Source organism: Streptosporangium pseudovulgare, from assembly GCF_014648055.1.
In the GTDB taxonomy this organism is placed as follows: domain Bacteria; phylum Actinomycetota; class Actinomycetes; order Streptosporangiales; family Streptosporangiaceae; genus Streptosporangium; species Streptosporangium pseudovulgare.
The window spans coordinates 1-21,822 of record NZ_BMQJ01000003.1; the positions used below are offsets into that span (position 1 = coordinate 1).

A 21,822-nucleotide genomic window follows, 5' to 3' on the forward strand; every position below is an offset into this window, starting at 1 on the left:
GCGGGCGCCGTGTGGTGAGGTCGTCCGCCGCGGGACCCCGTCCGCGGGGGCCCGGTCACAGAGACCCGGCGGGCGCCCCGGATCAGAGCGCCTCGGCGAGCGCCGCGGACAGCGCGACGGTCACGGCCGGATCGGCCCGCTCGACGCGTACGGCGTCGCAGCCGACCCAGGCCGCCGCCTCCGCGAGGGCCGCCGCCATCGCCTCGACGGCTCCGCGGCCCGCGCGGGGTTCGAGGCCGACCTGCCGGGCGACCAGCGTGGTGCCCTCCCGAGCCGGGTCCACCCGGCCGATCAGGCGGCCGCCGGACAGGACCGGCATCGTGAAGTAGCCGTGGACCCGCTTGTCCTTCGGGACGTACGCCTCCAGCCGGTGGTCGAAGCCGAAGACGCGCGAGGTGCGGGGGCGGTCCCAGACGAGGGAGTCGAACGGCGACAGCAGGGTGGTGCGGTGCCGTCCCCGCGGTTCGTCCTCCAGCGCCGCGGGGTCGGCCCAGGCGTCCGCCGCGCGTTCGGGCCAGCCGGAGACCCGCACCGGGACCAGCCCGGTGGCGCCCGAGGCGAGGGCCCCGTCCAGGAGCGTGGCCTCGGGCGCCTTGAGACGGAGGAAGTCGACCAGGTCGGCCCGGGTGGCGACGCCCAGGGCGCGCCCGGCGGTCCGGGTGAGGCGGGTGACGCACTCGGCGTCGGAGAGGTCCTCGGCCAGCAGGTGGGCCGGGACGGCCCGCTCGGTCAGGTCGTACACCCGCCGCCAGCCGACGCGGCGGGTGCAGACGACCTGCCCGGTGTCGAGCAGCCACTCGATGGCGATCTTCGCGTCCGACCAGTCCCACCAGGGACCGCCGTTCTTGGCGCCGCCGAGGTCGGCGGTGGTGACCGGGCCGCTCTCGCGCACCTGGTGCAGCACCTTCTCGACGGTCGGCGGCACCTCGTGCCATCGGTACTTCCTGGCCGCGTAGTACCGGCGGCGGAAGGCGTAAAGGGGCCAGTCGCCGATCGGCAGCACGCACGCGGCGTGGCACCAGTACTCGAACGCGCGGGCCGGGTCGTCCCAGTAGGCGCGCTCGACCTTCGCCCGGCCGACGGCGCCGAGGCGGGCGTAGGCGACGAGCTCGTGCGAGCGGGCCAGGACGGAGATCGTGTCGAGCTGGACGGCGCCCAGCCGGCGCAGCACGGCGGGGACACCGCCGCGGCGGGCGTCGGCGCCCAGGAAACCCTGGGCGCGCAGGATGATCCGGCGGGCCTCGTCGGCGGAGAGTGCGACCGTCATGAGCGGCCCCGGGGCAGGCATCGCGTCAGCATGACGCCGAGACTAGCGCCTGACACCGACGAAAACGGTATGCCGGTTAGCGGCCCCGGGTGCGCGGCGGGGGTGGCGTCGCCGTACACCCGGGTGGGGAAGGGCGGCCGGGCGGTCAGCCGCGCGGGCCGGCGGCGCGGCCGGTCCGGCCGGTCCGGGCGTCCGGGAACTCGCGGGGGAGCTCGACCGAGACGTCCCGGAACACCCCGAACACCGCGACGAGGACGCCACCGAGGGCGCAGACGGCCGTGCCCGCCCAGAACAGGAACCAGTCGGGACCGCGGCACAGACCGATCCCGCCGACGGCGAAACCCAGGATGAGCACGGTCACGGCGAGCCAGGACGACGCCCTGCCGGCGTGGCCCGCGCCGTGGTCCGAATGAGGTGCGCCGTCCGGCATGGCGGCGTCTCCTTCCGGGGATGACCCGAGGGGGGCGACGCGCCCGTGCGGCACCGGCCGTCGTCGTGCGCGTGGGCCGATCGGCATACCCTTTAGTCTGGGAAGTAGTCCTGATGCAAGGACACGAGGGACTCCGCGGTCGTGGAAGGCGTCGCCGAGGATGGCTGTGCCGGGTGGCGGAACCGCCTACGATGGCTGCGGAGAACCATGTCTCGTCCTCATCCGGGCCCGTCCGGTCCGGAAGACCTGCGAGGAGCCTTACCTAAAGTGCCAGCCTTTCTCGACAAGATTCTTCGCGCAGGCGAAGGCAAGCTTCTGCGTAAGCTCAAGCGGATCGCCGACCAGGTCAACTCCATCGAGGACGACTTCACGAGCCTGACCGACGCCGAGCTGCGCGCGCTCACCGACGAGTACAAGCAGCGCCACGCCGACGGCGAGTCCCTCGACGATCTGCTTCCCGAAGCCTTCGCCACCGTCCGCGAGGCCTCCCGGCGTGTGCTGGGCAAGCGCCACTTCGACGTGCAGATCATGGGCGGGGCCAACCTGCACATGGGCAACATCTCCGAGATGCGCACCGGTGAGGGCAAGACCCTGACCTGTACGCTGCCCGCCTACCTCAACGCCATCTCCGGCAAGGGCGTCCACGTCATCACGACCAACGACTACCTGGTCAAGGTCGGCGCCGACGAGATGGGCCGGATCCACCGCTTCCTCGGCCTCGAGGTCGGCGCGATCATGGCGAACATGTCGCCGGAGGAGCGCCGCAAGCAGTACAACGCCGACATCACCTACGGCACGAACAACGAGTTCGGCTTCGACTACCTCCGCGACAACATGGCCTGGTCGCTGGAGGAGTGCGTCCAGCGCGGCCACAACTACGCCATCGTCGACGAGGTCGACTCGATCCTCATCGACGAGGCCCGGACGCCGCTGATCATCTCCGGCCCCGGCGAGCAGTCCGGCAAGTGGTACGCCGAGTTCGCCAAGATCGCCCCCCGGCTCCGCCGCGGCACCGAGGGCAAGGACGGCGAGGAGAGCACCGGCGACTACGCCGTCGACGAGAAGAAGCGCACCGTCGGCATCTTCGAGTCCGGCGTGGAGAAGGTCGAGGACTGGCTCGGCATCGACAACCTCTACAAGCCCGAGCACACCCACCTGGTCGGCTTCCTCAACAACGCGCTGAAGGCCAAGGAGCTCTACAAGCGGGAGAAGGACTACATCGTCGTCGAGGGCGAGGTCCTGATCGTCGACGAGTTCACCGGCCGCGTCCTGCACGGCCGTCGCTACAACGAGGGCATGCACCAGGCCATCGAGGCGAAGGAAGGCGTCAAGATCAAGGACGAGAACCAGACTCTCGCCACGATCACGCTGCAGAACTACTTCCGCCTCTACACCACGCTGTCCGGCATGACCGGTACCGCGGTCACCGAGGCCAACGAGTTCCACCAGACCTACAAGCTCGGCGTCGTCCCGATCCCGACCAACCGGCCGATGATCCGCAAGGACCAGGCCGACGTGGTCTACAAGACCGAGGACGCCAAGTTCCTCGCCTGCGTCGAGGACATCAAGGAGCGCTACGACCGGGGCCAGCCGGTCCTGGTCGGCACCACCAGCGTGGAGAAGTCCGAGCGGCTGTCGAAGGAGCTCAAGCGCCGGGGCGTCCCGCACGAGGTCCTCAACGCCAAGAACCACGCGCGTGAGGCGGCGATCGTCGCCGAGGCGGGCCGCAAGCACGCCGTCACCGTCGCCACCAACATGGCCGGTCGAGGCACCGACATCATGCTCGGCGGCAACCCCGACTTCCGCGCCGACCTGGAGCTGCGCAGCCGCGGCCTCGACCCGACCGAGACCCCGGAGGAGTACGAGAAGGCCTGGCCCGAGGCGCTGGAGAAGGCCAGGTCCGCCGTGGCGGCCGAGCACGATGAGGTCACCGAGCTCGGCGGCCTCTACGTCCTGGGCACCGAGCGCCACGAGTCGCGGCGTATCGACAACCAGCTCCGCGGCCGGTCCGGCCGCCAGGGCGACCCGGGCGAGTCGCGGTTCTACCTCTCCCTTGAGGACGACCTCATGCGCCTGTTCAACTCGGCCCGGGTCGAGATGATCATGACGCGGCTCAACATCCCGGACGACGTGCCGATCGAGTCCGGCATGGTGTCGAAGGCCATCGCCTCCGCCCAGCACCAGGTCGAGCAGCAGAACTTCGAGATCCGCAAGAACGTCCTGAAGTACGACGAGGTCATGAACCGGCAGCGCAAGGTGATCTACGCCGAGCGCCGCCGGGTGCTGGAGGGCGCCGACCTGCACGAGCAGATCCGCGGCTTCGTCGGCGACGTCGTCGACGGCTACGTCACGGGCGCCACCGCCGAGGGCTTCGCCGAGGAGTGGGACCTCGACAAGCTGTGGAAGGCGCTGGGCCAGCTCTACCCGATCACCCTCACCGCCGACGACGTCGCCGAGGAGGCCGGCAGCCGCGAGGAGATCACCGCCGAGCTGCTGTCCGAGAAGATCAAGGCCGATGCGCTGGCCGCCTACGACCGCCGCGAGGAGGAGCTGGGCTCCGAGGCGATGCGGGAGCTGGAGCGCCGGGTCATCCTGTCGGTCCTCGACCGCAAGTGGCGCGAGCACCTCTACGAGATGGACTACCTCCAGGAGGGCATCGGCCTGCGCGCGATGGCGCAGCGCGACCCGCTGATCGAGTACCAGCGCGAGGGCTTCGAGATGTTCTCCGCGATGCTGGAGGGCATCAAGGAGGAGTCGGTCGGGTACCTGTTCAACCTCGAGGTCGAGGTGCAGACCAACCCGATCGTCGAGGAGCACGACCACGACCACGAGCACGAGGACGCGGCGCTCGCCGAGACCCGCTCGATCATCGCCCGCGGGCTGCGCGGCCCGGAGCGCCCCTCCGAGCTCGAATACTCCGCGCCGGGTGAGAGCGGCGAGATCGAGCACACCCGCGTGAGCACGAAGGCCGAGCGCGACGCCTACGGCGACGTGGAGCGCAACGCCCCCTGCCCCTGTGGCTCGGGCAAGAAGTACAAGCGCTGCCACGGCGACCCGCGGAACGTCCAGGCCTGACAGGTCACCACCCGGAGAGGGGCCCGCACGGCCGACGTGCGGGCCCCTCTCCGGCTTTCAGGGGGTGGTCTCCACGTCGGTGCACAGCCACCGCGTCCCCCGCCGTTCCAGACGCAGCGCCAGGACGCGCGGCCGGTCGCCGCAGTGCACCAGGACGCACATCTCCACCACCCCGTCTCCGGGCCGGGACACGTGCGGGGCGCCGACCAGCGGCGGCCGGGCGCCGCCGATGACCTTCCCGGTCCGGACCAGCTCGGCGTGGGCCCGGACGGTCATGTGGGCGGACAGGCTCGCCGGCGGCCGGCGCCCGGACAGGGCCTCGGCGACGGCCTGGCCCAGGGCGCGCAGCCGCCGTTCGTCGGGGACCGCGCCCGGCGGCCGGTGGGCGCGGACCCCGGCCGGCTCGGGTTCCCGGGCGCTGACCGCCTCGGGCTCCGGGGCGCTGACCGGTTCGGGCCCGCCGGCCAGCGCGAGGGCGCCTTGGACGTACGGTGGGGCGCCCTGGACGTACGGCGGGGCGGCCGGGCCGGATAACGGCGGGCGCTCGTCGTCGTAGGGCGGCTCCGCCGGGGGATGCGGCGCGAGCCGGGGGAGCGGCACGGGACGCGGCGGGCGGGAAGGACGCGGCGGGCGCGGAGAGCGGAGGGACCGTGGCGGACGCGGCGGGTGCGGAGGGCGCGACATGGGGGGCTCCGATCGTCGTCGGCTGACCTGACGCGTTCAGGAGTTTCCGGCCACCCGTCCAGATACCGTCGCCGCCAACTTCCCGCCCGGCCGTTCCGGTTCGCCCCGGTAGGTGAGGAAGGCCGGACCGACCTGGCGCGGCCCCGGACCGGGCGGAACGGGTTCCGGCGCGGATCGCGGCGTCCGGCGGACGTCCGGAACGCCCCTCAGGAGACGGACCCCGCCGGGGGAGCCCCCTCGTCCGGTTCCCGGCCCGGGGTGGCGAGGTTCATCCTCCTGATCAGCACGGTGAACAGCAGGTAGTAGACGACGAAGTAGACCAGGCCGAAGCCGATGATCAGGACGAGCCGGTGGGTGTTGGACTTGCCCGCGTTCAGCAGCATGTCGATGGCGCCCGCGGAGAAGGTGAACCCCAGGCGGGCGTCCAGCTCGGCCATCAGGGCCATCGACAGGCCGGTGAGCAGCGCGTGCACCACGAACAGCACGGGCGCGACGAAGATGAAGGCGAACTCCAGCGGCTCGGTGATGCCGGTGACGAAGGCGGTGAGACCGGCCGACAGCATGATCCCGCCGACGGTCGCGCGCCTGCCGGGCGGTGCCGCCCGCCACATCGCGATGGCCGCGCCGAGCAGGCCGAACATCATCACCGGGAAGAACCCGGTCATGAAGATGCCGGCGCCGTCCTGGCCGGCGAAGTAGCAGTTCAGGTCGCCGGCGGCGCTCCTGGTCGCGCCGTCGACGCCCGCCCGGCACTCCGGAAGGGTGAACCAGACGATCGTGTTCAGGAAGTGGTGCAGGCCGACCGGGATGAGCAGCCGGTTCGCCACGCCGTACACACCGGCGCCCACCGGGCCGTGCAGCGCGAGCCAGTCGCCCGCGTTCGCCAGCCAGTCGCCGACCGGCCGCCACAGCAGGCCGAAGACCACGCCGAGGAGCAGCGCGGCGACGGCGGTGACGATCGGGACGAACCGCCTGCCGCCGAAGAAGGCGAGCCAGGCGGGGAGCCTGGTGCGGTAGTAACGCTGCCAGAGCAGGGCGGCGACGATGCCGATGACGATGCCGCCCAGGACGCCGGTGGGGTTCTCCGCGCCCAGGTCGAGCGCGGGCGCGGGCTGCCCGTCGGGTCTCACGACGGTCAGCGCGACCTTCCGGTAGACCGCCGAGTCCTGCGGGGCGGCGAAGAACAGCGTCCGGGACACCCGGTCGAAGACGAGGTAGCCGACGAGCGCGGCCAGGGCGGTCGAGCCGTCGGCCTTGCGGGCGAACCCGATCGCCACGCCGATCGCGAACAGCAGCGGCAGGTTGTCGAACAGCGCGCCGCCCGCCGCCGCGAACACCCCGGCCACCTGGTCGAGGACGGGATTGTCGGTACGGCCGAGCAGGTCGTCCTGGCCGAAGCGGAACAGGAGCCCGGCGGCGGGCAGCACCGCGATCGGCATCATCAGCGAGCGCCCGACCCGCTGGAGCACCGCGAAGACCGCAGGGAAAGAAGGTCGCTTCACTGGTGTGGTCCCTCCGTTCGGGACGGGCGGGGCGTGTCAGACGCGCCGCGGCGTCTCCAGGACGGTGCGGAGCTGGTAGCGGTCCGCGCGGTAGGTGGACACCCCCAGCTCGGCGCAGACGCCTCCGGCGAAGGAGCGCCGCTGCAGCAGCAGCACGGCCCCGCCGCGCGGCAGCTTCAGCAGGTCGGCGTCGCCGGGGTCGGCGATGCCGCCGTCGATGGTCAGCTCGCCCGCGTCGAGCACCAGCCCGTAGCGGGTCTCCAGCAGGGCGTACAGCGAGCGGCCCGTCAGGTCGTGGTCACCGAGGTCGGGTGCGATGGAGACCGGGATGTGGGCCCGCTCGATGCACATGGGCTCGGCGTCGGCGGTCCGCAGCCGCTCGATGAAGTGCACCTCCTCGCCGGGGCGGATACCGAGTTCCCTGGCGAGGTAGGCGCTGGCCCGGACCACGCGGCGGTCGAGGTCGCGGGAGCCGGGTTCCATGCCCCGGGAGCGCATCTCGTCGCTGAACGAGGTCAGCCGGAGCGCCATCTCGATCTTCGGGCGGGCCACGAAGGTGCCCTTGCCCGGGACGCGCTGCAGCCTGCCCTCGGAGACCAGGTGGTCGACCGCCTGCCGTACCGTCATGCGGGACAGGCCGAAGCGCTGGCAGAGCTCGCGCTCGGACGGGATCGCCGTGCCGATGACCAGCTCGTCCCTCTCGATCATGTCGAGCAGGATCTCCCGGAGCTGGAAGTACTTCGGCACCGGGCTGTCCGGATCGATCCGGGCCACGGCGTCCCCCTCTCTGACAGGTAACCACCCACTCGATCTGTGATGTGGCGATGAGCTATGGTTCGTACTGGTCTAGTCCGGACTAGACCACGTGCCGGAAAAGGGTGTCAACATACGGACCGGAGACGGATCGATAACGGCCCGATCTCGTCCGTCCGAGCCGAAGGATGAACGAGATGACGACCAAGATGCGCAGCGAGATCGCCGAGCAGCCCGCAGCGCTGCGCGCCACCCTCGACGCGCTCCTCCCCCGGGTCGGAGAGGTGGAACGGATCGCCCGGCGGACCCGCCAGCTGCTGTTCATCGCCCGCGGCACCTCCGACAACGCCGCAGTCTACGGCCGTTACCTGGCCGAGGCGCACGCAGGCCGTCTTTCCACCCTCGCCGCGCCGTCGATCGCCACCACCTACCGCCGCAGGCTGGACCTCGACGGCGTCCTGGCCGTGGCGCTCTCCCAGTCGGGCCGGACCGAGGAGATCGTCGAGACCCTCACCTGGGCCAAGGACTGCGGCGCGGTGACCGTGGCCGTCACCAACGGCGGCGAGGACAGCCCGCTCGCGCAGGCCGCCGACCTCGCCCTGTGCACGCTCGCGGGCGAGGAGAAGGCCGTCCCGGCCACCAAGACCTACACCACCCAGCTCGCCGCCCTGGCCGTCCTGGGCCTCGGCCTGGGAGCCGACGTCGACCCGGGCGACCTGCGGCGCGTGCCGGACGCCGTGGAGAAGCTCATCGCCGAGCCGGGGGACCTGGAGGCGATCGTCGAGGGCTTGGCCGACAAGCCGGGCGCGGTGATCTCCGGCCGGGGCCTGGCCTTCTCCACCGCCCTCGAACTGGCCCTCAAGCTCAAGGAGGCGTGCTACCTGCACGCCATGGGCCTGTCGTACGCCGACCTGCTGCACGGCCCGATCGCGGTGGTGGACGCCGACACCCCCGCCGTCCTCGTCGCCGCCGGTCAGGGCCCCACCCTGGCCGGTACGGTGGCCCTGGCCCGGCGGGTCACCGGGGCCGGAGCCCAGGCGTTCACCGTCGGCGGCGGCCCCGAGCTCGCCGCCGCCTCCAGCGCCGCGCTGAACGGCCCGGACCTGCCCGAGTGGGTCGCCCCGCTCGGGCTGATCGTCCCGGGGCAGCTGCTGACCGAGGCCCTGGCCCGCCGGCTCGGGATCGACCCCGACGCCCCGCGCGGCCTGAACAAGGTCACGCAGACCGACTGATCAACGAGCGTCGTTTAGCCTGGTCACAGACCGCAGGCAAGGGAGGGCGACATGGCGGCTGACGCCGACGCGATCATCGCGGGCCTCGGGGGCGCGAGCAACATCATCGAGATCGAACCGTGCATCACCCGGCTCCGCACCGAGGTGCGCGACGTCTCCAAGGTCGACCAGGCGGCCCTGCGGGCGGCCGGCGCGCACGGGGTGATGGCCACCGGCAACATCGTCCAGGTGGTCGTGGGGCCCGAGGCCGACACGATCGCCGGTGACATCGAGGACATCATCGGCTGACGCGCCGGTCCGTCCCCGCCCCGGCGCACGGGGGGAAGACCGAGGGGGGTTTGCGATGATGACGGTTATGGCTCCCGTCACGGGGACGGCGGTGGACCTGGACGCGGTGCCCGACCCGGTGTTCTCCAAGGGCCTGGTCGGCCCCGGGATGGCGGTCGAGCCCGAGCGGACGGCCGGCCGGGCGGTCTCGCCGATCACCGGCACCATCGTCAAGCTGCACCCGCACGCCTTCGTCGTCGTCGGTGACGACGGCCGCGGGGTCCTGGTCCACCTGGGCATCGACACCGTGCAGCTCAGGGGGGAGGGCTTCGAGACGCTGGCCGCGGAGGGGGACCGGGTCGGCGCGGGACAGCCCGTGGTGGCCTGGGATCCGGCGCGGGTGGCGGCGGGCGGGCGCTCGCCGGTCTGCCCGGTGGTGGCGCTCGACGCCCCCGCCGAGGCCGTCACCACCCTCGCCCGGGGCCCCGTGCACGCCGGGGACGGGCTCTTCCGGTGGGCGTGGGCCCTTTGAGCGGGTATGACATGTCCGGGCGTGGCCGGGCCCCGGTACGGCGCGCGCGGGCACGGCCGGAGCCCGGCATGACGGCGCGTGGCGCATCCGGGGATCGGCATGACGTGCGTGGCACGGCCGGAGCCCGTTACGACGCGCTCGGCGCGGCCGGGCCCCGGTACGGCGTGCGCCGCATGGCCGGGCCCCGCACGGGCACGGGACCCTCGGCGGCCGATCACCGGCCGCCGTACCGTGGAGGCCGCCCGGGTTCCACCGGGCGGCAGGACACCGGGTGGTCCGGACCGCCCGGCCGACACTCGCAGGAGGAGTTCGTGACCCAGCGTCAAGTCACCGTCGAGGCCGAGGTCGGCCTGCACGCCCGTCCGGCGGCGACGTTCGTGCAGACCGCCGCCAAGGCGCCCCTGGACATCACCATCGCCAAGGGGAGCGGCAAGCCGGTGAACGCCAAGAGCATCCTGTCGGTCCTGTCGCTCGACGTGCGCAAGGGCGACATCGTGGTGATCGCCGCCGAGGGCGACGGCGCCGACGAGATCCTGGACCGGCTGGCCGAGATCGCATCGGCTCCGTGAACGGGCTGACGGGGACGGGCGTCAGCCCCGGCGTCGGCTTCGGCCCGGCCTTCGTGCTCGACTGGGAGCCGCCCGTCCCCGAGCCGGGGGCCGGGCACGGCGGGGACGCCGAGGCGGAGCGGGCGCGGGCCGAACGGGCCCTCGCCGACGTCGCCGCCGACCTGGAGGCGCGCGGGGCCAGGGCGGGCGGCGAGGCCCGGGAGATCCTGAACGCCCAGGCGCTGATGGCGCTCGACCCCGGCCTGGCCACCGGGGTGGCCGAGCTGATCGACGCCGGCGCGTCCGCCGCCCGTGCCGTCTACGAGGCGTTCGGCGCCTACCGCGCGATGCTGGCCGGCGCCGGGGGATATCTGGGCGCGCGCGTCGCCGACCTGGACGACATCCGGGACCGGGCCATCGCGGTGCTCGACGGCCGGCCGCCGCCCGGACCGCCGTCCTCCCGGGACGCCCTCGACGGTCCGCCGGGACCGTACGTCCTCGTCGCCCGCGACCTGGCGCCCGCCGACACCGCGGCCCTGTCGCCGGACGTGGTCGCCGCGTTCGTCACCGAGGAGGGCGGGCCGACCAGCCACACCGCGATCCTCGCCCGCGCGCTGGGCGTGCCGGCCGTGGTGGCCTGCCCGGGGGCGGCCTCCATCGCGGCGGGCACGCCGCTGCTGGTGGACGGCGCCGCCGGGACCGTACGGCCCGCCCCGCCGGACGCCGACGTGGCCGCCGCCCTCGGGGCCGCGGCCGGCAGGGAGGCCGCCCTGGCCGCGGCCATCGGCCCCGGAGCCACCGCCGACGGCCACCCGGTGCCGCTGCTGGCCAACATCGGCGGTCCGGACGACGTCGAGGCGGCCCTCGCGCACGGCGCCGAGGGCGTCGGGCTCTTCCGGACCGAGTTCCTCTTCCTGGGCCGGTCGGCGGCGCCCGGCGAGCGGGAGCAGGAGGAGGCCTACCTCGCGGTGCTGGACGCCTTCCCGGGCGGCCGGGTGATCGTGCGGGCGCTCGACGCGGGGGCGGACAAGCCGCTGGCGTTCCTGCCGCCGCCGCGCCCGGAGCCCAATCCCGCGCTGGGTGAGCGGGGCCTGCGGCTGCTGCGGGCCCACCCGGAGATCCTGGAGACGCAGTTGCGCGCCCTGGCCCGGGCCGCGGCGCGCTCGCGGGCCGATCTCCAGGTGATGGCCCCGATGGTCGCCACCGCGGAGGAGGCCGCGTGGTTCGCCGCCGCCTGCCGGGAGGCCGGGCTGCCGTCCGCGGGCGTGATGATCGAGATCCCGTCGGCCGCGGTGCGCGCCGCCGACCTGGCCGCGGAGGCGGGCTTCTTCTCCGTCGGCACCAACGACCTGGCCCAGTACACCCTGGCCGCCGACCGGCAGGTGGGGGCGCTGACCGGGCTGCAGGACCCCTGGCAGCCCGCCCTGCTCGACCTGGTCGGCCTGGCCGTGGCCGGCGCGGCCGAGCGCGGCAGGCCGTGCGGGGTGTGCGGGGAGGCGGCCGGCGACCCGGCGCTGGCCTGCGTGCTCGTCGGGATCGGCGTCACCTCGCTGTCGATGGCCGCGCCCGCGCTGCCCGCCGTACGGGCGGCCCTGGCACGGCACTCCCGGGAGGAGTGCGTGCTCGCCGCGGCCGCCGCCGTGGCCGCGGGCTCGCCGGACGAGGCGCGCGCCGCGGCCCGGGCGAACCTGCCGGGCCTGGCGGATCTGGGCCTTTGACCGGCGGATGGGAGATTTCCGGCCCGGAGATGGGGCGGTGCGGCGTGTCCGTCGGTGGGCACGGATAGCGTGGGACGCATGGTTCGGTGCATTCGTACGACTGGTCTGGCAGTGATCGCGACTATGGTGGCCGGCTGCGCCGCCTCGGGAGCGGACTCGCCCGCCGGGCCCGCCGCGGGGCGGGAGAACGGCGCCGTCGCGAGCGCCACCGCCACGGTCCTCACGGCCCCCACGTCCGCCGCCCCGTCCGCGACCCCGGACGGCTCGCAGGCGCCCCCGGCGTCCCGGGCGTCCGCCTCCTCGAAGGTGGAGGCCGTGCTCGCCCGGATGAGCCTGGAGGAGAAGGTCGGGCAGCTCTTCATGCCGGTGGTGTACGGCGCGGACCCCGGCACCGTGTCGGGGGAGAACAGCGCGCGGTTCGGGGCGGACACCCCCGCCAAGATCGTGGCGAAGTACCGGCCGGGCGGGGTGATCCTGTTCCCCTGGGCCGGCAACATCAAGAGCGTCCGGCAGGTGGTGGCCCTGACCAACGGGCTGCAGAAGGCCTCGCCGAAGGTTCCGCTGCTGATCGGCGCCGACCAGGAGAACGGCCGGGTCTCCCGCCTCGCGCCGCTGGTCACGGCCATGCCGGGCGCGTCGGTCATCGGTTCGACCGGCGACCCCTCGCTGGCCCGTAAGGCCGCCGAGGTCACCGGGAGCGAGCTGCGCGCCCTGGGGATCAACCTCGACTTCGCCCCGGTCGCCGACGTGAACATCAACCCGCGCAACCCGGTGATCGGCCCGCGTGCCTACGGCTCCGACCCGGCCAAGGTCTCCCGGATGGTCGCCGCGGCGGTCAAGGGGTTCCACGACTCGGGGACGGCCACGGCCGCCAAGCACTTCCCCGGCCACGGCGACACCGCCGTCGACAGCCACACCGGGCTGCCGGTGATCCGGCACTCCCCGTCGCAGTGGCGGAAGCTGGACGCGCCGCCGTTCGCCGCCGCCATCGGCGCGAAGACCGACGTGGTGATGAGCGCCCACGTGGTCATGCCGAAGCTCGACCCGTCCGGCGACCCGTCCACGCTGTCCAAGCCGATCCTGACCGGGTTGCTCCGCGACAGGCTCGGCTTCGACGGGGTCGTCTCGACCGACGCCCTCGACATGGCGGGCGTGCGGAAGAAGTACGGCGACGCGCAGGTGCCGGTCCGGGCCATCCTGGCCGGGGTCGACCTGCTGCTGATGCCCCCGAACTTCACCAAGGCGTACGACGCGGTGCTGGCCGCGGTGAAGTCGGGGAAGATCTCCCGGGCGCGGCTCGACCAGTCCGTGCGGCGGCTGCTGACGCTGAAGGAGGCGCGGGGGCTGCTGGAGCGCGCGCCGGTCGCCGACCCGGCGAAGGCCGAGAAGGTGCTGCGCTCGGCGGAGCACCGTAAGGTGGCCCGGCTCATCGAGTCCCGGGCCCGCTGAGCGGGAGGCCGTGTCTAGGCCGGCTGGAGGCCCCGGCGCTCCAGGACGGAGGCGACGATCGCCCGGATGGCGTAGGCGGCGATGGCTTCGAGCGCGATGACGGCCAGTTTGGCCAGCAGCGACGTCAGGATGGCGGGCATGATGACCTCACAGGGGAGAAAACTTCTTATAAGCGATAATTCATGACAAATATGGACTAAACGCCCAGGTCAGGTTACCGGGAGATGAACAGACGGTGACACCTTGCGGGCCGGAGCCTGCAGCGCCGCCTCCATGACCGTCGCGGCGGCGGCGCTGCCCAGGGCGACGGTCCACCCCACCGGCCCGAGCGGGCGGCAGCCGAAGAACCGGCACACCCCCGGCACCGACACCGTCAGGCCCAGCACGGCCAGCGAGACGGCCGAGGCCAGCAGGACCACCCGGTCCCGGCGGCCGAGCACCAGGGTCTGGAAGAGCTGCGCCGACACCAGCGCCACCAGGCCCATCGTGTTCGCCCGGCCCGTCGTGCCGGTCATCCGGCCGATCCACCACGCGGCCCCGGCCGCGCTCGCCGTGGTGACCGCGCGCAGATAGATGTCCCGGGTCAGGGAGGCCCCCAGCGACGCCTCCGGCCCCTCGGCCAGCAGCTTCTCCGGGCTCGTCGACGCCGGCGGCCGGACGGCCACCGCCAGCGCGGGCAGCATGTCGGTGAGGAGGTTGACCAGCAGCAGCTGGCGGGCGTTCAGCACGTTCCGGCCGGACAGCAGGCTGGAGCCGACCGCGAAGACGATCTCGCCGATGTTGCCGCCGAGCAGGACGCTCAGGGCATCGCGCACCGAGCTCCACATGGCCCGGCCCTCGGTGATCGCGTCGACGATCGTCTCGATCCGGTCGTCGGTCACCACGACGTCGGCGGCGGCCCGGGCCGCGGGGGTGGCGCGGGAGCCCAGGGCGATGCCCACGTCGGCGACGCGGATCGCGGGCGCGTCGTTGGCGCCGTCGCCGGTGACCGCCACGACCTTGCCGGACCGGCGCAGGCAGCGGACGATCCTGGCCTTGTGCGCCGGGGTGGTCCGGGCGAGGACCGCCGCGTCCGACAGCGCCTCGGCCAGCTCCTCGTCGTCCAGGGCGTCGATCTCCGGGCCGGTCATGACCCGCCCGCCGTTCAGCGCGTCCAGCTCGGCGGCGATCGCCTCGGCGGTGCTGGGATGGTCACCGGTGACCATGACGATCCGGACGCCCGCTCCCATCAGACGGCGGACGCTGTCGGCCGCCGTGGGCCTGACCGGGTCGGCCAGGCAGAGGAACCCGAGGAAGCGCAGCTCGCGGATGCGCTCCTCGTCCAGGTCCCGGCGGCCGGAGGCCGGACGCTCGGCCACCGCGAGCACCCGGTACCCCTGCAGGGCCAGCCGGTTCACCTCCTTCTCCAGCTCCGCGCGCACGGGACCGGTCAGCGGGGTCTCGCGGCCGTCGCGCAGCACCGCCGTACAGCAGGTGATCACGATCTCCGGGGCGCCCTTGACGCTCAGCAGCGCCCCCGCCCCGCCCACGCCGAGCACGGCGTGGTAACCGCGGCCGGGTTCGAAGGGCAGCTCGTCGATCCGGCGCCACCCCTCGGCTCCGTCCTCGGGCGTCACCTCCAGCCGCCGGGCCCCCTCCAGGACGGCGCGGTCGGTGGGATGGGCGACGGGCCGCTCGGCGTCGTGCCGCGGCCCGGCCCGCATCCCCGCGGCCACGATCCGCCGCAGCTCCGGCGTCAGCGCCTCCACCGGCCGGTCGGACCGCCCGTCGGAGACGCGCCGCAGACTGATGCGCCCCTCGGTCAGCGTGCCCGTCTTGTCGAAGCAGAGCACGTTCACCCGGCCCAGGGCCTCGATGGTCGAAGGGTTCGGCACCAGGGTGTTGCGCCTGGACAGCCGCCGGGCGGCGGCGAGCTCGGCGACCGAGGCGACGAAGGGCAGCCCCTCGGGCACGGCGGCGACGGCGAGGCTCACCGCGGGCGCCAGCGCCTGCGCCACCGGCCTGCCCCGCGCCAGGTCGGTGACGAGGAGCAGCAGGCCGGAGCCGATCGCGGCGGGGAGGATCTCCCGGCTCAGCCGCCGCAGCCGCAGTTGCACCCCGGTCGGCGGGGGCCGCTCCGCGGTGATCCCGGCGGTGCGGGCCGCCTCGGTCGTCCGGCCCGCCGCGACGACCACGGCGAGGCCGTGCCCGGCCGCCACCGTCGTGCCCTCGTAGACCATCGAGGTCCGCTCTGCCAGGGCGGACGCGCCGACCGGCGCCGGCGACTTGGCGACGAGCTGCGACTCGCCGGTCAGGCTCGCCTCGTCGACCTCCAGGCCCACCGCTTTGACCACCCGGCAGTCGGCCGGTACGGCGTCGCCCGCCCGCAGCTCGACGACGTCGCCCGGTACGAGCTTCTCCACGGTCGTGCTCTCCTGGCCGCCGGGGCGGCGCAGCCGTACGCGGAGCGCGACCGTCTCGGTCAGGCGGCGCAGGGACCGGTCGGCGGCGAACCGCTGGCCACCCCCGATGAGCGCGTCGATGACCATGACCGCGGCGATCAGCACCGCGTCGGAGACCGAGCCGACCAGGGCCGACAGGCCCGCGCCCGCGGTCAGGACCGGCGTCAGCGGGTTGGCCAGCTCCTCGGCGGAGGCGCGCAGCAGCGAGGCGGGGGCCTCGGGGCGCTCGGACCCGGCGGCGGTACGGCGCCGCAGCGCCTCGGCCTCGCTGATGCCCCGGGGCGAGGAGCCGAGCCGGGTCAGAACGTCCTCGGCCCGCATCGCGTGCCAGGGCGTCGGGTCGGCGCGGACCGGCGCCGCCACGCGCCCGACGTCGCGGCCCGACCACTCGCCGACGACGATGGCCAGCAGCGCCGTGCCGTCGCTGACGAGCTGCGCCCAGCGCACCACCGCCGCCCTCGGCACGAGGACCGTCAGGCCGGTCCCGAGCAGCGCCGTCGCGACGCCGATCCACACGCACCGCTCGCTCGTCCGGTGCGCCGGGCCCAGGGAGCTCAGCAGCAGGTGGGCCTCGCCGGGCTCGCAGATCACGTCCGCGTCCCACGGCACCGGGCCCGACGGCCGCAGCACGCCGACGCCCAGGTCGGCCTGGGCCAGCGCGGCGAGGGAGCGGTTCGACACCACGGCCACGCCGTGCCCGTCCGCCTGGAGCGCGCGGACCCTCGCGACGAGCCCGGAGCCGCCCGGCACGCTCTCGCCGACGCCCAGCCGCGGACCGAGTTCCGCGAACGCCGCGAGCTCCGGGTGGCCGCCGGCGAGCAGTACGGTGCCCGCGTCCCGGGCCGCGGCGACGAGGGCGTCCGCCATGGGATCGACATCCGGCGCCACGCCCACCAGCGCGACCGGCACGCCCTCCCGCCTCACGCCGACGGCCCGCAGTCCCCGGCTCTCCCACTCGCCGAGGTCGTCCGGCGGGGGTGGACCGTCCGCGGGGAGGAAACCGGCGGGGTCGGCGAGCGGTTCGGCCGTCCATCCGTCGTGCTCGCGCCGCGCGCCGGGGTCGGAGAGATCGATCAGCCCGTACAGCCGGGCCCGCAGCTCGTCTCCGTCCGTGTTCCCGGCCGAGTCTCCGTCCGTGTTCCCTGCTGTGCCGCCCTTCATGTCGCCGGCCGCCCCGCTGATCGCGTCACCGATCGCGTCGCCGGTCAGCGGGACGACGCGGTCGATCGTCCAGGAACCCGTGGCGAGGAGGCCGGCGTCGAGGACGACCGTGTCCACGCCGTCCATCCGGCGCAGGGCGTTGCCCCTCAGCACGATCGCGCCGCGCCGCGCCGCGGCCCGGCCGACCGCGCCCGCGAACGCCTCGCGGCCCAGCTTCGCGGCCCTGGGCGTCGCGTTGACCAGCATGGCCAGGCCCTGCTCGCGGCTGCCGCTGAGCAGGCGCGTCAGGCCGGAGACGCCCACCGCCAGCGGGCTCGCCACGCGCTCGAACCGGTCCACGGGACTGTGGGACATCGGGGCCGTGCGGGGCGTCCGCGCCGCCCGGATGTGGCGGTAGCCCCCCTCCCTGGTGGCCAGCTCCTTCTCGTGCTCCCGCCAGGCCCGCAGGGCGCCGCGCGCCTCCGTGTAGCGGGCCGCCGCGGTCACCGACTGGACCACCATCCCGAACGGCCGCATCGCGAGCGTCTGGCCGACGATCCCGGCGGTGGTGAACAGCGTGTCGGTGACCGCGCGCCCGAGGCGACGCTCCAGTCCCGCGCGGACGAACGGGGTGGAGTCGACCAGGTTGAGGACGGTGGGGACGGACGGGGGGAGCAGCGGCGTCCGCAGCGCGCGTCCGGCGACCGCCAGACCGGCCCCGAGCAGGCTCGCGCCGAGCCGGATACCGGCCCGCATGTGGTTCTCCGCCAGCCGGGACGACGGGGACCGCGGGCTGTGGTCCGTCGTGTCCCCGGCCTCCTCCACGGGGCCCGGTTCGAACTCCTCCTCCCCTGCCCCGCCGTCGAACAGGTCGACGATGGACAGCAGCCTGCCCAGGTCGGCCGAGGCGCTGTCGCAGCCGACGAAGACCCAGCCCAGGACGCCGTTGACCTCCGCCCGGCCGATGCCCTTCATCGACAGCAGCCGCTCCTCCAGCCGTCGCGCCGCCCGCCCGGTGCCCGGGCCGCCGATCCTCCGCAGGTCGATGCGGACCCCGCCGGGACAGGCCCGCGCCTCGCGAGGGCCCGGCAGGGCGGCGCGGATCGGATCGGGCACGATTCCCCAGAGCGCCTCGATCGGCGATCTGAGCGCGCGCGGCACGAACATTCGGTTCTCTCCAGTGAAAAGGAAACCGGGCCGACCCGGCCTCGTGGATCATGGCCCGATCGGCCCTGTCACCCTGGCGTCGCGTCCCGCGCCGCCGCTCCCCGGACGTCCCTCCGGTGTCCTCCGGATGCCCCGGTGGTGCCCTTCCGGCGGGCACCACCGGGATTCCCGGTGTCCTTCCGCGCAGGCGTGCCCGCCGCCGTCACTCGGAGGCGCCCTCCGCGCCCGCGGCCCGGGTGGTCCGCGACGTGGACCGGGTGGCCGTCGAGGCGGCCCCGGTGGCCGGGGAGGCCGCCTTGGCGGCCGCGGCGGTGGACCGGGTGGCCCGCGCCGTGCCGCCCGCGGTGGCCCGGGTGGCCCGGGTGGCCCGTGCCGTGCCGCCGGTGGCCGCGGTGGACCGGGTGGCCCGGGTGGTGCCACCGGCGGCGCGGGTGGACCGGGTGCGCGCGGTGCCCGCCGTACCGGTCGTCCCGGCGCCCTCGGCGGCGGGGGTGCTCGTGGAGCCCGGCCCGGAGGCCGGGACGGGCGGCGCGGCGGCCCCCGCGGAGGGCGAGGCGGCCCGCTCCCTGCGGGCGCGCTGGGCGATCACCGTCCCGACCCCGATGGCCGCCGCCACCGGCCACTCGATCAGTCCCGCGACCGCGAGCGCGCCGAGCCCGCCGTAGTAGACGAGCCGTTCCGGCGGCGGGAGGAGGGACCGGGCCGTGTCGACGGCGTGGCCCGCCTCCTGCCGGTTGATGTGCGGTAGGTGCATGTGCGGGGGACGCAGCTGCAGGGTCAGCATCGGCAGGTTCAGCGTCAGCGCGTGGCCGTCCGTGCTCTGCTCCGCGGTCCCGGGCTGCTCCGTCTTCCGGCCGGTCGCCGCAGGCTCCGGCGCCGTCGCGGCGGAACCCGCCGTCGCGCGGCCGCGTGACGGCCGGGACGTCCGGCTCGACGTCCGGCTCGACGTCTGGCTCACTGTCATGGCCCCTCCTGGACGGAGTTCTGAGGAAACGGTCAAAACAAAACCCGCAGAAGCCTCGTCAGGCCATCTACGTGCTGTTTCATGGGCATGCCGCCATTCCCATAGCGTTCCTCCCGCGGCGCTTCCGAAACGCGTTATGCCTGGTCAGATGGGCGTTCACTACGCAAAGCCATCTGCGTTCCACGCTCTTTCCGGAAATATCAGGAAGAGGCGACGGAGAGGGTGTTTCGACCACTGGTGATCAGGGGGAAGATAGGACCCCCGTTGGCTTCGTCCGGATACGTCCTAACCTGGAGCCGACGCCGAGAAGGAGGCGGGATGCTCAAAGGTGTGCTCATCGACTGGGGCGGGGTGCTGACGACGAACCTGTCCGAGGCGATCACCGACTGGATCGTCGCCGACCGGATCGACGCCGACCACTACCACGGCGTGATGCGCGAGCTGGTGCAGCACGCCTACGAGGGGCCGGGGCCGGCCGAGAACGTCGTGCACGCCCTGGAACGCGGCGAGATCTCCGGACCCGACTTCGAACGCTCCCTGGCGGCCATGCTGATCACGACGGACGGCGTGCCGCCGGCCGCCGAGGGCCTGCTGGAGAGGATGTTCGCCGGGTTCCTCCGGATCGAGCCGATGTACGACATGCTCCGCGCGGCGCGCGCCGCGGGCCTGCGGACCTGCCTGGTCTCCAACTCCTGGGCCAACGAGTACCCCCGCGACGGCTGGGAGGAGTTCTTCGACGAGGTCGTCATCTCCGGCGAGGTCGGCATGCGCAAGCCGGAGCCGAGGATCTTCGAGCACGCGCTGGGCCGGGTGCGCCTCACCGGTGAGGAGTGCGTGTTCGTCGACGACATCGAGGCCAACATCGTCGCCGCCCGCGCGCTGGGCATCGTGGGCGTGCACCACCGGGAGGCGGAGGAGACCATCGCGGAGCTGGAGACGATCCTCGGCGTGCCGCTGCGCTGAGGTCCCCACAGCGTTCCCACAGCGCTCCCACAGTGTTCCCACGGCGTCCCCGCCCCGCCCCGCGCCGCGTGCGGCCCGGCCGTCCGGGCTGGCACACTCGATGGGTGATCGGCGCCGCACCGGCGCCGGTGTGGGATGAACAGATCGAGGCATGGATGCGCGTCTACCTGCCCTGCACGCTTCCGGCGCTGGCCCGCGTGCTCGCCGACGGCGAGCTCGGCCCGGCCCCGCTGACCGGCTACGCGGTCACGCCCGCGCTGGTCGAGTGGTACGCCTCGGGTGACACCGAGGAACTGGAGTACGTCGCCCTGACCGACGCGGCCCGGGCGTCCCTGCGGATGCTGGCCGCCGACCGCGCCGACGGGGTCAAGGCGGCCGCGCGCCGGGTCGTCGTCGCCGCCGAGGTGCCGGACGACGAGGTGAGCACGGGCGCGGAGCCGGAGGAGCGCGCCCGGGTACGGCTCGCCGCCGCGGTCCCGATGACGCGGATCGCCGCGGTCCACGTGGACGAGGAGGCCGCGGCGGCGGACGTCGAGGCCGCGGTCGCCGCGCTGCCCGAGGCCGACCGCGGGGACGAGGACGCGCGGTTCACGGTGGACGGCGCCGAGGCCCACGAGCTGCTGTGGTACGCCACCCAGGAGATGCCCGACCTGCTCGGCTGACCCCGCGCGGCCTTCTCCCGTCCGCGCGCTCCGGAGCCGGGTGGCGTGTGCCCGTCCCTCCGGGACCATCATGGCCCCGGGGGAACAGGTCACGCGGATCATCCGGGCCCCGCCCGATGCGGCCGTGTCGTCCCGAAGAGCTCAAGCTTGCACGGCTGTGACTCCTCCGCTCCTCAGGCGGGAGCGGCCTCTCGTCTCCCTCGGCTAAGGTGGGCGACGGGCAGGCCCTGCCCGCTTCGAACGCACGAGCCATATCAAGGAACGATTCCCCCGCCGGGTGAACCCGGTGGCCCCCTCGCAGGATCCGATGACGAAACACATTGTCTGGGACTGGAACGGCACGCTCTTCCACGACATCCACGCCGTGGTGGCGGCGACGAACGCGGTCTTCGAACCCCACGGTCTGGCCCCCTACGACGTCGAGGGCTTCCGGGCGGTGTACTCCCGCCCCATCTGGACGGCCTACGAGCGCATGCTCGGCCGTTCCCTCCTCGACGGCGAGTGGGAGAGGCTCGACCTCGAGTTCCACGAGCACTACCACCGGCTGATGCCGGAGTGCGGTCTCGCGGCCGACGCGCTGTCCGCCCTGCGGAGCTGGGAGGAGTCGGGTGGCGGGCAGTCGCTGCTGTCCATGTGGGCGCACGACCGGCTGGTGCCCAAGGTGACCGAGCTGGGGATCGCCCGGTACTTCCTGCGGATCGACGGCCTGCTCGCCGGCTTCGGCAGCCGCAAGGCCGAGTCGATGGTGGCGCACCTCGCGGCACTCGGCGTCGATCCCGCCGACGTGCTGGTGATCGGTGACAGCCTCGACGACGCGCACGCGGCGCAGCACGTCGGGGCGCGGGCGGTGCTCTACAGCGGCGGCGTGACCGGCAGGGATGCCCTGGCGACCTGCGGCGTCCCGGTCGTCGACACCCTCGCCGACGCCCTCGACCACGCCTGACGCGCGCCGGGCCGTACGTCATCGGTCGCATCTGACGTGTAACGGACCGGACGTCCCCGGTCACGCCCGGCGCCCCGCCGGGCCG

Annotated in this window: 18 protein-coding genes; 10 read left to right on the forward strand and 8 right to left on the reverse strand. The window is 73.9% G+C overall.

Annotation, left to right across the window (positions count from 1 at the left end; translation table 11 throughout):
* Positions 1–82: 82 nt before the first annotated feature.
* Positions 83–1,267 carry a winged helix-turn-helix domain-containing protein gene (locus IEZ10_RS07420; protein ID WP_189245752.1) on the reverse strand — a complete coding sequence of 395 codons (1,185 nt, stop codon included), beginning with the start codon at positions 1,265–1,267 and terminating at the stop codon, positions 83–85.
* 145 nt (positions 1,268–1,412) lie between these two features.
* Positions 1,413–1,697 carry an HGxxPAAW family protein gene (locus IEZ10_RS07425; protein ID WP_189245753.1) on the reverse strand — a complete coding sequence of 95 codons (285 nt, stop codon included), beginning with the start codon at positions 1,695–1,697 and terminating at the stop codon, positions 1,413–1,415.
* A 267-nt stretch (positions 1,698–1,964) separates the two neighbouring features.
* Between IEZ10_RS07425 and secA the strand changes: the two genes are divergently transcribed.
* Positions 1,965–4,772 (forward strand): preprotein translocase subunit SecA, encoded by a 2,808-nt coding sequence (gene secA / locus IEZ10_RS07430; protein ID WP_189245754.1) that lies wholly within the window; start codon positions 1,965–1,967, stop codon positions 4,770–4,772.
* Between the two features lie 57 nt (positions 4,773–4,829).
* Here secA and IEZ10_RS07435 read toward each other — a convergent pair whose 3' ends face one another.
* The 3 genes from IEZ10_RS07435 to IEZ10_RS07445 form a co-directional block, all read right to left on the reverse strand.
* Positions 4,830–5,372 (reverse strand): Rv3235 family protein, encoded by a 543-nt coding sequence (locus IEZ10_RS07435; protein ID WP_189245755.1) that lies wholly within the window; start codon positions 5,370–5,372, stop codon positions 4,830–4,832.
* Positions 5,373–5,662: 290 nt separating this feature from the next.
* Positions 5,663–6,958, reverse strand: a complete 1,296-nt coding sequence (locus IEZ10_RS07440; RefSeq protein ID WP_373287380.1) for a PTS transporter subunit EIIC — start codon at positions 6,956–6,958, stop codon at positions 5,663–5,665.
* Positions 6,959–6,994: 36 nt separating this feature from the next.
* On the reverse strand, positions 6,995–7,732 hold the full coding sequence (locus IEZ10_RS07445; RefSeq protein WP_179819411.1) for a GntR family transcriptional regulator: 738 nt from the start codon (positions 7,730–7,732) through the stop codon (positions 6,995–6,997).
* Positions 7,733–7,908: 176 nt separating this feature from the next.
* Between IEZ10_RS07445 and IEZ10_RS07450 the strand changes: the two genes are divergently transcribed.
* The 6 genes from IEZ10_RS07450 (at position 7,909) to IEZ10_RS07475 (ending at position 13,457) form a co-directional block, all read left to right on the forward strand.
* On the forward strand, positions 7,909–8,943 hold the full coding sequence (locus IEZ10_RS07450; protein WP_373287381.1) for an SIS domain-containing protein: 1,035 nt from the start codon (positions 7,909–7,911) through the stop codon (positions 8,941–8,943).
* Between the two features lie 51 nt (positions 8,944–8,994).
* Entirely contained in the window at positions 8,995–9,231 is a 237-nt protein-coding gene (locus IEZ10_RS07455) for a PTS sugar transporter subunit IIB (RefSeq protein ID WP_189245757.1), read from the forward strand.
* A 55-nt stretch (positions 9,232–9,286) separates the two neighbouring features.
* A complete protein-coding gene (locus IEZ10_RS07460; RefSeq protein WP_189245758.1) occupies positions 9,287–9,742 on the forward strand; it encodes a PTS sugar transporter subunit IIA in 456 nt (151 codons plus the stop codon).
* 311 nt (positions 9,743–10,053) lie between these two features.
* Positions 10,054–10,311, forward strand: a complete 258-nt coding sequence (locus IEZ10_RS07465; protein WP_179819407.1) for an HPr family phosphocarrier protein — start codon at positions 10,054–10,056, stop codon at positions 10,309–10,311.
* The gene (ptsP, locus tag IEZ10_RS07470) at positions 10,308–12,008 is read left to right on the forward strand and encodes a phosphoenolpyruvate--protein phosphotransferase (RefSeq protein ID WP_189245759.1); all 1,701 of its coding nucleotides are present in this window, start codon (positions 10,308–10,310) and stop codon (positions 12,006–12,008) included. The genes IEZ10_RS07465 and ptsP overlap by 4 nt, the downstream gene beginning before the upstream one ends.
* Positions 12,009–12,086: 78 nt before the next feature.
* On the forward strand, positions 12,087–13,457 hold the full coding sequence (locus IEZ10_RS07475; RefSeq protein ID WP_229811047.1) for a glycoside hydrolase family 3 protein: 1,371 nt from the start codon (positions 12,087–12,089) through the stop codon (positions 13,455–13,457).
* A 14-nt stretch (positions 13,458–13,471) separates the two neighbouring features.
* On the opposite strand, the gene IEZ10_RS39830 is transcribed toward IEZ10_RS07475, so the two are convergent.
* The 3 genes from IEZ10_RS39830 to IEZ10_RS07485 all read right to left on the reverse strand — a co-directional run bounded on the left by IEZ10_RS39830 (position 13,472) and on the right by IEZ10_RS07485 (position 19,169).
* The gene (locus IEZ10_RS39830; RefSeq protein WP_268246288.1) at positions 13,472–13,597 is read right to left on the reverse strand and encodes a hypothetical protein; all 126 of its coding nucleotides are present in this window, start codon (positions 13,595–13,597) and stop codon (positions 13,472–13,474) included.
* A 69-nt stretch (positions 13,598–13,666) separates the two neighbouring features.
* Positions 13,667–18,205 (reverse strand): HAD-IC family P-type ATPase, encoded by a 4,539-nt coding sequence (locus IEZ10_RS07480; RefSeq protein WP_189245760.1) that lies wholly within the window; start codon positions 18,203–18,205, stop codon positions 13,667–13,669.
* A gap of 202 nt (positions 18,206–18,407) precedes the next feature.
* On the reverse strand, positions 18,408–19,169 hold the full coding sequence (locus IEZ10_RS07485; RefSeq protein ID WP_189245761.1) for a hypothetical protein: 762 nt from the start codon (positions 19,167–19,169) through the stop codon (positions 18,408–18,410).
* A 318-nt stretch (positions 19,170–19,487) separates the two neighbouring features.
* Between IEZ10_RS07485 and IEZ10_RS07490 the strand changes: the two genes are divergently transcribed.
* The 3 genes from IEZ10_RS07490 to IEZ10_RS07500 all read left to right on the forward strand — a co-directional run bounded on the left by IEZ10_RS07490 (position 19,488) and on the right by IEZ10_RS07500 (position 21,737).
* Entirely contained in the window at positions 19,488–20,132 is a 645-nt protein-coding gene (locus IEZ10_RS07490; RefSeq protein WP_189245762.1) for an HAD family hydrolase, read from the forward strand.
* 155 nt (positions 20,133–20,287) lie between these two features.
* On the forward strand, positions 20,288–20,794 hold the full coding sequence (locus IEZ10_RS07495) for a DUF6912 family protein (RefSeq protein ID WP_189246122.1): 507 nt from the start codon (positions 20,288–20,290) through the stop codon (positions 20,792–20,794).
* Between the two features lie 307 nt (positions 20,795–21,101).
* On the forward strand, positions 21,102–21,737 hold the full coding sequence (locus IEZ10_RS07500) for an HAD family hydrolase (protein WP_189245763.1): 636 nt from the start codon (positions 21,102–21,104) through the stop codon (positions 21,735–21,737).
* Positions 21,738–21,822 lie beyond the last annotated feature (85 nt).

Excerpts from the sequence above, each read along its gene's own strand:
- IEZ10_RS07420 (WP_189245752.1), bottom strand. The coding sequence starts at position 1,267 with ATGACGGTCGCACTCTCCGCCGACGAGGCCCGCCGGATCATCCTGCGC.
- IEZ10_RS07425 (WP_189245753.1), bottom strand. The coding sequence starts at position 1,697 with ATGCCGGACGGCGCACCTCATTCGGACCACGGCGCGGGCCACGCCGGC.
- IEZ10_RS07450 (WP_373287381.1), top strand. The coding sequence starts at position 7,909 with ATGACGACCAAGATGCGCAGCGAGATCGCCGAGCAGCCCGCAGCGCTG.
- IEZ10_RS07455 (WP_189245757.1), top strand. The coding sequence starts at position 8,995 with ATGGCGGCTGACGCCGACGCGATCATCGCGGGCCTCGGGGGCGCGAGC.
- IEZ10_RS07460 (WP_189245758.1), top strand. The coding sequence starts at position 9,287 with ATGATGACGGTTATGGCTCCCGTCACGGGGACGGCGGTGGACCTGGAC.
- IEZ10_RS07475 (WP_229811047.1), top strand. The coding sequence starts at position 12,087 with ATGGTTCGGTGCATTCGTACGACTGGTCTGGCAGTGATCGCGACTATG.
- IEZ10_RS39830 (WP_268246288.1), bottom strand. The coding sequence starts at position 13,597 with ATGCCCGCCATCCTGACGTCGCTGCTGGCCAAACTGGCCGTCATCGCG.
- IEZ10_RS07480 (WP_189245760.1), bottom strand. The coding sequence starts at position 18,205 with ATGTTCGTGCCGCGCGCGCTCAGATCGCCGATCGAGGCGCTCTGGGGA.
- IEZ10_RS07485 (WP_189245761.1), bottom strand. The coding sequence starts at position 19,169 with ATGACAGTGAGCCAGACGTCGAGCCGGACGTCGAGCCGGACGTCCCGG.
- IEZ10_RS07490 (WP_189245762.1), top strand. The coding sequence starts at position 19,488 with ATGCTCAAAGGTGTGCTCATCGACTGGGGCGGGGTGCTGACGACGAAC.
- IEZ10_RS07495 (WP_189246122.1), top strand. The coding sequence starts at position 20,288 with ATGCGCGTCTACCTGCCCTGCACGCTTCCGGCGCTGGCCCGCGTGCTC.
- IEZ10_RS07500 (WP_189245763.1), top strand. The coding sequence starts at position 21,102 with ATGACGAAACACATTGTCTGGGACTGGAACGGCACGCTCTTCCACGAC.